This window comes from Streptomyces sp. NPDC047841 (assembly GCF_040704085.1).
Taxonomy (GTDB): Bacteria; Actinomycetota; Actinomycetes; order Streptomycetales; family Streptomycetaceae; genus Streptomyces; species Streptomyces argyrophylli.
In genome coordinates this window covers 1-12,313 of record NZ_JBEYRP010000012.1, presented here as the reverse complement: position 1 = coordinate 12,313, position 12,313 = coordinate 1, and the positions used below count along the sequence as shown (strand labels likewise).

Here is a 12,313-nt window from a genome sequence, read left to right as displayed (position 1 = left end):
GGCTCCCCCCGTGCCTCGGCCGCCCGGATCCCTCTTCCGGCTCCGGGACCTGCTTCCGCTACGACACCCCGGCCACCAGCTCGGTGGCCCGTGAGGCGGGCACGCCCGCCGCGGTCAGGACGGCGACCGTGGCGGAGCGGCCCGCCTCCCGCGCTGCCAGCAGCCCGTCGTTCACCGCCTCCATCACCGCGAACAGCATCTGCTCGTGTACGTACGCGAGGGCCGGCGCGGGCAGCGGGGAGCTGAAGACACCTTCGTCCAGGCCGCGCTGGAGGAGCCGGATCTTGTTCTCGCGCAGCGGCGCGAGGCGTTCGCGGATGCCCTGCACGGTGACCGTGCGCTGGGCGAGCGCGATCAGCAGCCGGTAGCGGTCGGCGACCGGCCACAGGGCGAGCACCGAGCGGGCCACCGTCTCCGCAGGGTCGCTCACGCCGGCGCAGGCCCGGGAGTCCGCGTCCGCCAGCGCCTCCACGGCTCCGTCGACCAGGGTGCTGATCAGTGCCTCACGGCTGGGGAAGTGGCCGTAGACCGTCCGTCGTACGACCCCGGCCGCGCGGGCGATCTGGTCCATGGAGGCGTCCGGATCGCGCAGCAGCTCGGCGAGGGCGACGTCGAGGATGCGGCGCCGGTTGGCGTCGGCGCGGCTGGTGTTACCCGTGGTCATGGCGGTCATTGTGCCTCCCCGGAGGTTTGCCGGGCGTCATCCGGTCGACTTGCACAGTGTTGTGCAGCGACGTACATTGCACATGGTTGTGCAATTGCATGCCGCTGTGCAAGTCCTGTCGCGTACCCGAGGAAGGCGACCCCTGCCATGCGACTCGTCATGACCGAACCGGTCGAAACGACGGACCGCCCTTACGCCCGGCGGTGGTGGGCGCTCCTGGTGCTCTGCCTCAGCCTGCTGATCATCGTGATGGCGAACACCGCCCTCACGGTCGCGGCGCCCGACATGACCCGGGACCTCGGGCTCTCCAGCGCCGACCTGCAGTGGGTGATCGACGGCTACACCGTCCCCTACGCGGCGCTGATGCTGCTGCTCGGCGCCATCGGCGACAAGTACAGCCGGCGCGGGGCGCTCGTCCTCGGCCTGCTGGTGTTCGGCGGCGGGGCCGTCTTCGGATACCTCGCCGACAGCGCGGCCACCGTCATCGCGGCCCGGGCCGTGATGGGCGTCGGCGCCGCGCTGATCATGCCCGCCACGCTCTCCCTGCTGGCCGCGACCTTCCCGCGCGCCGAGCGGGCCAAGGCGATCACGCTGTGGACCGCCACCGCCGGGCTCGCCATCGCCGCCGGGCCGGTCGTCGCCGGCGCCCTGCTGCGCGACCACGGCTGGTCCTCGACCTTCCTGATCAACGTGCCCGTCGCGGCGGTCGCGCTCGTCGCCGCCCTCGTCCTCGTCCCGCCCTCGCGGGCCGGCCACCACGACCGCATCGACTACGTCGGCGGACTGCTGTCGGTGCTGTGGACCGGGGCGCTCGTCTACATGATCATCGAGGGGCCGCACTTCGGCTGGGGCGCCAAGGCCGTCGCGGCGGCGGTGGTCGCGGGCGCCGGCCTGGTCGCCTTCGTGCTGTGGGAGCTGCGCCACCCGCGCCCGATCCTGGACGTGCGCCGCTTCACCGGCCGCCGGTTCGCCGGCTCCAACCTCGCCGTCGCCCTGTTCTTCCTCGCCGTCTTCGGCGCCTTCTACTACCTCACCCAGCACCTCCAGTTCGTCCTCGGCTACGACGCCCTTCAGACCGGTGTGCGCATGCTGCCGCTCGCCGGCGCCGTCTTCGCCGGCTCGGCCCTGACCGGCTGGCTCACCCCGCGCGTCGGCATGAAGTGGACCGTCAGCGCGGGCATGGTCGGCGGCACGACCGCCCTCGCCCTGCTCACCCGGGTGGACGCCGGCTCCGGCTACGGCGACTTCGTGGCGCCCCTGGTCATCCTGGGCCTCGCCATCGGCCTCGCCCTCTCGCCCTGCACCGACGCCATCATGGGCGCGTTCCCGGAGTCCGAGCTGGGCGTCGGCGGCGCCGTCAACGACACCTCGCTGGAGCTGGGCGGCTCGCTCGGCATCGCGATCCTCGGCTCGCTGCTGGCCACGTCGTACGGCGACCACCTGTCCGACGCCACGGCCGGCAGCAAGCTCCCGGCGAGCGCCCTGGACACCGCGCAGGACTCGGTCGGCGCCGGGTACGCCGTCGCGCAGGGCATCGGCGAGAAGGCGCAGCAGGCCGCCGCGCGGGCCCAGCAGGCGAGCGACCCGCACCAGGCCGCGCAGCTCAAGCAGCAGGCCGGTGAGCTGGCCGCCGGCGCCCGGCAGATGGCCGACGCGGTGGGCTCCGCCTTCTCCGACGCGGTCGCCCACACCAGTCTGGTCGGGGCGGTGATCCTCGGCGTCGGCACCGTCCTGGTGGCCGTCCTGCTGCCGGGCCGCGAGGCCGGTGCCGGGCAGGCCGCGACCGAGGAGCGGGAACTGGTGGACAGCGCGGCCGAGTGACCGCCCGCCTCCCCTCGTCCGTGCCGTTCCGGGTCAACCGGAACGGCACGTTCGTGTATGACGTCCGTACAGGTGGTGTCCATACGAGTGCGGAGGCGTGGGGGATGAAGATCGACTGGGACCGGCGGACCTGCGCGCGCAAGGGCCATGTGACCTACGCGCCGGACGACCCCCGGCTGCGCGTCCGGCTGCACGCGCGGACCGCGCTCGGGGACGTCTGGCGGTGCCTGCGCTGCGGTGACTTCGTGCTCGGCGAGCCGCGCGGCTCGGGACCGGCCGCCGACGCGCCGCTGGTGCCGCGCGGCACCGTGCTCCGCGACCTGTTCGTCCTGCGCTTCCTCGCCGTCGAGCGTGCCGTGCGCGGGGTGTTCATCGTGCTGGTCGCGGTCGCGGTGTGGAAGTTCAGCAACAGCCAGGACGCGGTGCGCCGCCTGTTCGACGAGTACCTGGACGTCTTCCGGCCGGTCTTCCGGCACTTCCACTACGACCTGGACCACTCGCCGGTCGTCGGTTCCGTGCAGAAGGCGTTCGGCTACCGGCACTCCACCCTGGTGCTGGTCGCCGGACTGCTGCTGGCCTACGCGCTGATCGAACTGATCGAGGCGGTCGGCCTCTGGTACGCCAAGCGCTGGGCGGAATACCTGACGGTGGTCGCGACGGCCGCCTTCCTGCCGCTTGAGATCTACGAACTCACCGAGCACATCAGCTGGCTGAAGATCGCCACGCTCGTGCTGAACGTCCTCGCGGTCCTGTACATCGCCCTGACCAAGCGGCTCTTCGGACTGCGCGGCGGGCGCCGTAAGTTCGAGGAGGAACGGCACAGCGCCTCGCTGATGGAGGTGGAGGAGTCGGCGGGCATGGCGCACGCACCGCTGTAGACCCGGCCCGGCCCATCAAAAAATCCCCTGAGCAATTGCGCTCGGGGGATTGCTGTGCGTATATTCAATGATTCGTGACTTCGTTTTTCAGGAGTCCCGAAGTAATTCACTGAGCACAGTATATCCGGGCGGGAGCGGAATTGTCAAACACCGACTTTCCAGATGATGAAATGCGGCACGAGCAGGAATTCATCGACGGACTGTACGCGCGCGTGGACGTGCTGCGCGGCGAGGCCGAGACCTCCGTCGCCGACGCGCTCGCCCAGGGCGACAAGCCCATGCAGGCCCGGCTGGAGCGGGACATCCTGGTCGCCGAGCGCTCGGGGCTGCTCGCCGCGCTGAACGCCGTGGACGGCTCGCTCTGCTTCGGCCGGATCGACCTCGCCGACGGCACGAAGCACCACATCGGGCGGATCGGGCTGCGCGAGGACGACCCCGAGCGCACCCCGGTCCTCGTCGACTGGCGGGCCGACGTCGCCCGCCCCTTCTACCTGGCCACCGGCCACACCCCGATGGGCCTGCGCCGCCGCCGGCACATCGCCTCCGAGGGCCGGACCGTCACCTCCCTGCACGACGAGATTCTCGACCTCGGCGACGCCACCCGCACCGGGCACGAGGACCCGAGCGGCGACGCCGTCCTGCTGGCCGCGCTGAACTCGGCCCGCACCGGCCGGATGAGCGACATCGTGCAGACCATCCAGGCCGACCAGGACCGCATCATCCGGGCACCGCACCGGGGCGTGCTGGTCGTGGAGGGCGGCCCCGGCACCGGCAAGACCGCGGTGGCCCTGCACCGCGCGGCCTACCTGCTGTACGAGCACCGCGAGCTGCTGGCCCGCCGCGCGGTCCTCATCGTCGGCCCGAACCCGGCCTTCCTCGGCTACATCGGCGAGGTGCTGCCCTCCCTCGGCGAGACCGGGGTGCTGCTGGCCACGGTCGGCGAGCTGTTCCCCGGCGTGAAGGCCACCGCCGCCGACACCCCCGAGGCCGCCGCCGTCAAGGGCCGCGCCGGCATGGCCGACGTGCTCGCCGCCGTCGTACGCGACCGGCAGGCCCTGCCCGACCCGGTCATCGCGATCGAGCACGAGCGCGAGGTTCTCATGCTGGACGACGGCCTGGTGAACGTCGCCCGCGAGCGCACCCGCGCCGCCAAGCTGCCCCACAACGCCGCCCGCGAGTACTTCGAGGGCCACATCCTCAACACCCTCACCGAGCTGTACGCCGAGCGCGTGGGCACCGACCCCTACGACGGCAGCAGCCTGCTCGACGCCTCCGACATCACCCAGATCCGCGACGAACTCGCCGAGAACCCCGAGGTCTGGGACGCCGTCGACCAGCTCTGGCCGCGGATCACCCCGCAGCGGCTGGTCGCCGACTTCCTCGCCGAGCCCGACGGCTACCTGCCGGAGCAGGACGCCGACGCGATCCGCCGCCCGGTGACCCGCGCCTGGACCGTCGCCGACGTGCCGCTGCTGGACGAGGCGGCCGAACTCCTCGGCGAGGACGACCGGGTGGCGCGCGCCCGCGCCGAACGCGAACGCGAGACGCAGGTGGCCTACGCCCAGGGCGTCCTGGACGTCTCCTACGCCTCCCGGACCTACGAGTTCGAGGACAAGGAGGAGGACGACCCGGACGCCTCCGAGGTCCTGTCCGCGCACCACATCATCGACGCCGAGCGGTTCGCCGAGCGGCACGAGGAGGCCGACCACCGCAGCGCCGCCGAGCGGGCCGCCGCCGACCGCACCTGGGCGTTCGGGCACATCATCGTGGACGAGGCGCAGGAACTGTCGCCGATGGCCTGGCGGCTGCTGATGCGGCGCAGCCCGACCCGCTCGATGACCCTGGTCGGCGACCCCGCGCAGACGGCGGAGGCGGCCGGCGTCGGCTCCTGGGCGGACATCCTCGCGCCCTACGTCGAGGACCGCTGGGAGCACACCCGCCTGGGCGTCAACTACCGCACCCCGGCGGAGATCATGGACCTGGCGGCGGCCGTGGTCCGCGCCGATGACCCGGACTTCGCACCGCCGAGCTCCGTCCGCTCCACCGGTGAGCGCCCCTGGGTGCGGCAGGTGACCGACGACCTGCCCGGCGCGGTCGCCAAGGCGGTCGCCGAGCTGACCCCGGCGGAGGGCCGGCTGGCGGTGATCGCCCCGCGCGGTCTGCACCGCGCCCTCGCCGCCCGCCTGGACGGCGTCACGGCCGGCGCCGAACCCGACCTGACGCGGACGGTCGTCCTGCTCGACCCCCGGCAGTCCAAGGGTCTCGAATTCGACTCCGTCCTGGTGGTCGAGCCGGGCGCCTACGGCACGAGCGACCTGTACGTCGCCCTGACCCGGGCCACCCAGCGGCTCGGGGTCCTCTACACGGACGAGCTCCCGGAGGGGCTGGCCACGGGCGTCACCGCGCCATAGCGGCCGGGGCGGAGCCGCCACCCGCCGCCGGCGGGTCCGCCGCCGGTGGGTGGCTCGGGTGCGGCGTGGCGGACAGCGGGACGGGGCGCCGGACCGACCCGCAGCCCCCGGCAGCGCTCTCGAAGACCGGTTTCCAGCCCGCGGGTTCCGCCCGGAAGAACCAGCGGTCGCCCAGCCGGGAGGAGCAGGCGGGGTCGCCGTCGTCGGAGGCGTACGCCGGGCCGGTGCGCCAGGAGGAGTCCAGGACCGGCAACCTGCCGTCGCAGTGCTCGGTGTCCCGGCAGGTATGCGTGGGGGCGCCGGCGGCGATCAGCGTGGCCGGCGCCGATCCGGGCGGCGACGACCCGGAAGGGCTCCGCGAGGGTCCACGGGACCGGCCCGGGTGCCGTGGGAGACGCCCCTCCGCCCCGCCCCGTCACCTGGGTGCCGCAGCCGCCCGGCAGGAGAGCGGCCACGGCACACGGCAGGCGCGTGCCACCCGGTCAGGCCGGGCGCAGCCACACCGTCGCCAGCGGGGGCAGGGTCAGCCGGATGCTCGCCGGGCGGCCGTGCCAGGGCTGGGGCTCGGGCTTGACGACGTCCGGGCGGGTCACGTCGCCGCCGCCGTAGCGGGCCGCGTCGGTGTTGAGGACCTCCACCCAGGCCGGCACCTCCTCCGGCACCCCCAGGCGGTAGTCGGGGCGGACCACCGGGGCCAGGTGGCAGACCGCGAGCAGCGGGGTGCCCTCGGCGTCGTGGCGCAGGAACGCGAAGACGTTGTCGTCCGCCGCGTCCCCGGTGATCCACTCGAAGCCCGCCGGGTCGGTGTCCCGCTGCCACAGCGCCGGGGTCGCCCGGTACACGGCGTTCAGGTCCCTGACGAGGTCCCGGACACCCCGGTGGTCCGCCTCGGCGCCGTACGCCGGGTCGAGCAGCCACCAGTCGGGACCGTGCGCCTCGGACCACTCGGCGCCCTGGGCGAACTCCTGGCCCATGAAGAGGAGCTGCTTGCCGGGGTGGGCCCACATGAAGCCGAGGTAGGCGCGCAGGTTGGCGCGCTGCTGCCACCAGTCGCCGGGCATCTTCGACACCAGGGACCGCTTGCCGTGGACGACCTCGTCGTGGGAGATGGGCAGGACGTAGTTCTCGCTGTAGGCGTACACCATCGAGAACGTCATCTCGTGGTGGTGGTACGCGCGGTGCACGGGGTCGTGGCTCATGTACTGGAGCGAGTCGTGCATCCAGCCCATGTTCCACTTCAGTCCGAAGCCGAGCCCGCCGAAGCCGCTCGGGCCCTTGTGGTGGGTGGGCCGGGTGACACCGTCCCAGGCCGTGGACTCCTCCGCGATGGTCACCACGCCCGGGCAGCGCCGGTACACGGTGGCGTTCATCTCCTGGAGGAAGGCCACCGCGTCCAGGTTCTCCCGGCCGCCGTGCTCGTTCGGCGTCCACTGGCCCGGCTCGCGCGAGTAGTCCAGGTAGAGCATCGAGGCGACCGCGTCCACGCGCAGCCCGTCGATGTGGAACTCCTCGCACCAGTACACGGCGTTCGCGACGAGGAAGTTGCGCACCTCGCGCCGGCCGAAGTCGAACTCCAGCGTGCCCCAGTCGGGATGGGCGGCCCGCAGCGGGTCGTGGTGCTCGTACAGCGGACGCCCGTCGAACTCCGCGAGCGCCCAGTCGTCGCGCGGGAAGTGCGCCGGCACCCAGTCCATCAGCACCCCGATGCCCGCCTGGTGCAGCTTGTCCACCAGGTACTTGAAGTCGTCGGGGGTGCCCAGCCGGGCCGTCGGCGCGTAGAACCCGGTGACCTGGTAGCCCCAGGAGCCGCCGAAGGGGTGCTCGGCGACCGGCATCAGCTCCACGTGGGTGAAGCCCATCTCCTTCACGTACGCCGGGAGCTGCTCGGCCAGCCGGCGGTACGTCAGCCCGGGCCGCCAGGACGGCAGGTGCACCTCGTACACCGAGAAGGGGGCCTCGTGCACCGGCGTGTCCGCCCGGTGCGCCAGCCACTCCGCGTCACCCCACTCGTGGTGCGAGGCGTGCACGATCGAGGAGGTGGCGGGGGGCACCTCGGTACGGCGGGCCATCGGGTCGGCGCGCAGGGTGCGCGAGCCGTCCGGGCGGGTGATCTCGAACTTGTACAGCTCGCCCTCGCCGATCCCCGGCACGAACAGCTCCCAGACCCCGGTGCCGCCGAGCGAGCGCATCGGGAAGCCGGCGCCGTCCCAGAAGTTGAACCCGCCGGTGACCCGCACACCCCGCGCGTTCGGCGCCCACACCGCGAACCGGGTTCCGGTGACGCCCTGGTGGGTGGTGACGTGCGCGCCGAGCGCCTGCCACAGCTGTTCGTGCCGGCCCTCGCCGATCAGATGCAGGTCCAGCTCGCCGAGGGTGGGCAGGAAGCGGTAGGCGTCCTCGGTCTCGTGGACCGTGCCGTCGTACGTCACCAGCAGCCGGTAGACGGGGACCTCGGTGAGCGGGAGCAGGCCGGAGAAGAAGCCGTCGCCGTCGTCGTGCAGCTCGGCCCGCAGCTCGCCCGAGACCACGGTGACCGCCCGCGCGTACGGGCGGAACGCGCGGAAGGCCACCCCGCCCGGCACCGGGTGCGCACCCAGCACGGAGTGGGGATCGTGATGGGTGCCGTGCAGCAGCCGCGCGCGGTCGCCGGCGTCGAGGGCCGGGGACACGGCGACCTCCGCGAGGGGGGCCGGCGCGGGCGGCTCCACGGCCGGTGTCCGTGCGGGCGGCTCCGCCGCGGGGGCCTGCGCCGGGACCTCCGCGGCCGGGGTCTGCGCGGGCGCCTCCGCGGCGGGGGCCGCCGCCTGCGCGGGGACCTCCGGCGCGGGCGGCTTCCCGGCGGCGGCCTTCCTCCTGGCCGCGGACTCCTTCTTGGCCTTGGCTTCCTTGTGGGCCTTGGATTCCTTGTGTCCCTTGGGGGTCACGGACGAGCCTCCTGGTCGGGCAGGGCGAGGCGGCGCACCGCGCTCAGCGGTACGGGGAGCCAGTCGGGCCGGTGCCGGGCCTCGTAGACGACCTCGTAGACCGCCTTGTCGGTCTCGTAGGCCCGCAGCATCACCGGGTCGGTACGCGGATCGCGGCCGGCCACCTCCGCGTATCCGGAGCAGTAGGCGGCCCGGCAGGTGTGCGCCCAGTCCGGGGCGGGCGGGGTCGCCGAGTGGGCCGCGTAGTCGAAGGAGCGGAGCATCCCCGCGATGTCCCGCACCGGTGGCTGCGGCATGCGCCGCTCGGCCAGCGGGCGGGCCGGTTCGCCCTCGAAGTCGATCAGCGACCAGGCACCGGACGGCGAGCGCAGGCACTGGCCGAGGTGCAGATCGCCGTGGACGCGCTGGGCGGTCCAGGTGCGGCCCTCGGCGGCGAGCGTGCCGAGCGCCTGGTACGCCGAGCGCAGCCCGCCCTCGTACGGCCGCAGCGCCGGCACCGCCTGCACGGCCGCCGCCAGCCGCTCGGTCATGCCGTCCACCAGCGACTCCAGCTGGGCGTGGCCGAGGGTGACCGTCGGCAGGGCCCGGGCGAGCGCGGTGTGCACCTCGGCGGTGGCCCGGCCCAGCGCGCGGGCCTCGGCCGCGAAGTCCTCGCCCTTGGCCAGTTCGCGCAGCGCCAGCTCCCAGCCGTCGGAGGCGCCGCTCACATACGGCTGGAGCACCGCAAGGACGTACGTGTCCGCCGCCACCTCGGCGTGCAGCCAGGCCGTCGGCGCGGGCACCCTCGGGCATCCCTCGCGGGCCAGGGCGAGCGGGAGTTCCAGATCGGGGTTGACGCCGGGCACCACCCGGCGCAGCAGCTTCAGGATAAACGTATCTCCGTAGACCACGGACGAGTTGGACTGTTCGGCGGTCATCAGCCGGGGCACGAGGCCGGCCCGGATCTCCTGCGCCGGGTCACGCTCGAAGCGCAGCCCGCCGACGCGGGCCTGGGTGCGCAGGGCCTCCAGGAGCACTTCGGCGGGCCGGGTGTCGTGCAGGGCCTCGTACACCGTGCGTCCGGCGAGCGGGCCCTCGGTCACATGTCCGATCAGCGCGGGCGCCAGCCGGGGCGGCAGCGCCTCGCGCACGCCTATGAGGAGCTGGTAGCAGTCGCCCGGGTGCGACGGGGCTCCGGGCGCGTCGGCCTGGTGGACGCGCACCAGCAGATGGTAGAGGCCCAGCCGGCCGTCGGGAGGCAGCAGTTCGGTGACGGACACGGGGGTGAACCCGGTGACCGGACGGCCCTTGCCCGCGAACCAGCGCTGCCGGGGCAGCCAGGCGCGCAGCAGGGGGTCGAGCGAGGCGAGGAGGGTACCGGTGGTGCCGGAAGTGGTGACCGTTTCCGCCATGGGCGTCACGTCCTTTCCCCGGGGGGCGTCGGGGTGTTACTACTGCGTGCCCCGGGTGGGGCGGTGGAAACGCCGCCGCGTCCCACCCGGGCCCGCGCTATACGGGTTCCCTGCGCAGCCGGAACCAGTAGAAGCCGTGTCCCGCGAGGGTGAGCAGGTACGGCAGCTCGCCGATCGCCGGGAACCTGACCCCGCCGAACAGTTCGACGGGATGCCGCCCGCCGAACCGGCTCAGGTCCAGCTCCGTGGGCTGGGCGAAGCGGGAGAAGTTGTGGACGCACAGCACCAGGTCGTCCTCGTACTCGCGCAGGAAGGCGAGCACCGCCGGGTTCGACGACGGCAGCTCGGTGTAGGACCCCAGTCCGAAGGCAGGATTCTGCTTGCGGATCTCGATCATGCGGCGGGTCCAGTGCAGCAGACTGGAGGGCGAGGCCATGGACGCCTCGACGTTGGTGACCTGGTAGCCGTAGACCGGGTCCATGATCGCGGGCAGGAACAGGCGTCCCGGATCACAGGACGAGAAGCCGGCGTTGCGGTCGGGGGTCCACTGCATGGGGGTGCGCACGGCGTCGCGGTCGCCGAGCCAGATGTTGTCGCCCATGCCGATCTCGTCGCCGTAGTAGAGGATCGGCGAGCCGGGCAGGGAGAGCAGCAGGGCGGTGAACAGCTCGATCTGGTTGCGGTCGTTGTCGAGCAGGGGCGCGAGGCGGCGGCGGATGCCGATGTTGGCGCGCATCCGCGGGTCCTTGGCGTACTCGGCCCACATGTAGTCGCGTTCCTCGTCGGTGACCATTTCGAGGGTCAGCTCGTCGTGGTTGCGCAGGAAGATGCCCCACTGGCAGTTCGTGGGGATGGCCGGGGTCTTGGCGAGGATCTCGGAGACCGGGTAGCGGGATTCACGTCGTACGGCCATGAAGATGCGCGGCATGACGGGGAAGTGGAACGCCATGTGGCACTCGTCGCCGCCGGCCTGGTAGTCGCCGAAGTAGTCGACGACGTCCTCGGGCCACTGGTTCGCCTCGGCGAGGAGCACCTTGTCGGCGTACTGGGCGTCGATCTCCTTGCGCACCCGCTTCAGGAACTCGTGGGTCGCGGGCAGGTTCTCGCAGTTGGTGCCCTCCTGCTGGTACAGGTAGGGCACCGCGTCCAGCCGGAGCCCGTCGATGCCGAGGTCCAGCCAGAACTTCAGTGCGGAGATCATCTCCTCCTGCACGGCCGGGTTCTCGTAGTTCAGGTCCGGCTGGTGCGAGAAGAAGCGGTGCCAGTAGTACTGCTTGCGCACCGGGTCGTACGTCCAGTTGGAGACCTCGGTGTCGACGAAGATGATGCGGGCGTCCTGGTACTGCTTGTCGTCGTCGGCCCAGACGTAGTAGTCCCCGTACGGACCGTCCGGATCCCGCCTCGACTCCTGGAACCACGGGTGCTGGTCGCTGGTGTGGTTCATGACGAAGTCGATGATCACGCGCATGCCGCGCTGGTGCGCGGCGTCCACGAACTCCACGAAGTCGGCGAGGTCGCCGAACTCCGGCAGCACGGCGGTGTAGTCCGAGACGTCGTAACCGCCGTCCCGCAGGGGCGACTTGAAGAACGGCGGCAGCCACAGGCAGTCCACGCCGAGCCACTGCAGGTAGTCGAGCTTGGCGGTCAGGCCCTTCAGGTCGCCGACGCCGTCGCCGTTGCTGTCCTGGAAGGAGCGGACCAGGACCTCGTAGAAGACGGCGCGTTTGAACCACTCCGGGTCCCGGTCCTTGGCGGGGGTGTCCTCGAAGGTGTCCGGAACGGGCTCATTGACGATCATGTTGTGGGTGACCCTCCGATCTGCGGGGTGGACGGTCGCAGGACGGTGAAGACGTGCGCGGGCCTGTGACCCGGTTCGAGGCGCACATAGTTGGCCCTGCCCCAGTAATAGGTCTCGCCGGTGAGCTCGTCGCGCACCGGCACGGACTCGTGCCAGTCCAGGCCGAGTTGCGGCATGTCCAACGAGACCGTGGCCTCCTGGGTGTGGTGCGGGTCGAGGTTCACGACCACCAGAACCGTGTTCGATCCGCTCCGCTTCGAGTAGGCGATCACCGCGTCCTGGTCGGCGTGGTGGAAGTGCAGATCGCGCAGCTGTCGCAGGGCAGGGTGCTGCCGCCGGATGGTGTTGAGCTTCGTGATGAGGGGGGCGATGGTGCGTCCCTCGCGTGCGGCGGCTTCCCAGTCGCGGGGGCGGAGCTGGTACTTC

The 12,313-nt window shown here is 72.3% G+C and carries 9 protein-coding genes; 3 read left to right on the top strand and 6 right to left on the bottom strand.

Annotated features, from left to right (window positions below; translation table 11 throughout):
• Positions 1 to 58: 58 nt before the first annotated feature.
• The gene (locus tag AB0947_RS20810; RefSeq protein ID WP_366751819.1) at positions 59 to 673 is read right to left on the bottom strand and encodes a TetR/AcrR family transcriptional regulator; all 615 of its coding nucleotides are present in this window, start codon (positions 671 to 673) and stop codon (positions 59 to 61) included.
• A 138-nt stretch (positions 674 to 811) separates the two neighbouring features.
• On the opposite strand from AB0947_RS20810, the gene AB0947_RS20805 reads away from it, so the two are divergent.
• From AB0947_RS20805 to AB0947_RS20795, 3 genes are all read left to right on the top strand, one after another.
• On the top strand, positions 812 to 2,485 hold the full coding sequence (locus AB0947_RS20805) for an MFS transporter (RefSeq protein ID WP_366751818.1): 1,674 nt from the start codon (positions 812 to 814) through the stop codon (positions 2,483 to 2,485).
• Between the two features lie 104 nt (positions 2,486 to 2,589).
• A complete protein-coding gene (locus AB0947_RS20800; protein WP_366751817.1) occupies positions 2,590 to 3,363 on the top strand; it encodes a DUF2127 domain-containing protein in 774 nt (257 codons plus the stop codon).
• A 170-nt stretch (positions 3,364 to 3,533) separates the two neighbouring features.
• Positions 3,534 to 5,774 (top strand): ATP-dependent DNA helicase, encoded by a 2,241-nt coding sequence (locus tag AB0947_RS20795; protein ID WP_366751816.1) that lies wholly within the window; start codon positions 3,534 to 3,536, stop codon positions 5,772 to 5,774.
• On the opposite strand, the gene AB0947_RS20790 is transcribed toward AB0947_RS20795, so the two are convergent.
• The 5 genes from AB0947_RS20790 to AB0947_RS20770 all read right to left on the bottom strand — a co-directional run.
• On the bottom strand, positions 5,761 to 6,027 hold the full coding sequence (locus tag AB0947_RS20790; protein ID WP_366751815.1) for a hypothetical protein: 267 nt from the start codon (positions 6,025 to 6,027) through the stop codon (positions 5,761 to 5,763). The two genes, AB0947_RS20795 and AB0947_RS20790, sit on opposite strands and share 14 nt — an antisense overlap.
• Before the next feature lie 229 nt (positions 6,028 to 6,256).
• Positions 6,257 to 8,698 carry a 1,4-alpha-glucan branching enzyme gene (glgB, locus tag AB0947_RS20785; protein WP_366751814.1) on the bottom strand — a complete coding sequence of 814 codons (2,442 nt, stop codon included), beginning with the start codon at positions 8,696 to 8,698 and terminating at the stop codon, positions 6,257 to 6,259.
• A complete protein-coding gene (locus AB0947_RS20780) occupies positions 8,695 to 10,089 on the bottom strand; it encodes a maltokinase (RefSeq protein WP_366751813.1) in 1,395 nt (464 codons plus the stop codon). Before AB0947_RS20780 ends, glgB begins: the two co-directional genes overlap by 4 nt.
• 97 nt (positions 10,090 to 10,186) lie before the next feature.
• The gene (gene treS, locus AB0947_RS20775) at positions 10,187 to 11,887 is read right to left on the bottom strand and encodes a maltose alpha-D-glucosyltransferase (RefSeq protein WP_366751812.1); all 1,701 of its coding nucleotides are present in this window, start codon (positions 11,885 to 11,887) and stop codon (positions 10,187 to 10,189) included.
• Positions 11,884 to 12,313, bottom strand: a 430-nt coding sequence (locus AB0947_RS20770) for a DUF3459 domain-containing protein (protein ID WP_366751811.1), incomplete at its 5' end; no start/stop codon positions are given. The genes AB0947_RS20770 and treS, both read right to left, overlap by 4 nt.

What these genes read in the sequence shown, in the direction of transcription:
- AB0947_RS20810 (WP_366751819.1), bottom strand. Translation starts at nt 673, where the DNA reads ATGACCGCCATGACCACGGGTAACACCAGCCGCGCCGACGCCAACCGG.
- AB0947_RS20805 (WP_366751818.1), top strand. Translation starts at nt 812, where the DNA reads ATGCGACTCGTCATGACCGAACCGGTCGAAACGACGGACCGCCCTTAC.
- AB0947_RS20800 (WP_366751817.1), top strand. Translation starts at nt 2,590, where the DNA reads ATGAAGATCGACTGGGACCGGCGGACCTGCGCGCGCAAGGGCCATGTG.
- AB0947_RS20795 (WP_366751816.1), top strand. Translation starts at nt 3,534, where the DNA reads ATGCGGCACGAGCAGGAATTCATCGACGGACTGTACGCGCGCGTGGAC.
- AB0947_RS20780 (WP_366751813.1), bottom strand. Translation starts at nt 10,089, where the DNA reads ATGGCGGAAACGGTCACCACTTCCGGCACCACCGGTACCCTCCTCGCC.
- treS (WP_366751812.1), bottom strand. Translation starts at nt 11,887, where the DNA reads ATGATCGTCAATGAGCCCGTTCCGGACACCTTCGAGGACACCCCCGCC.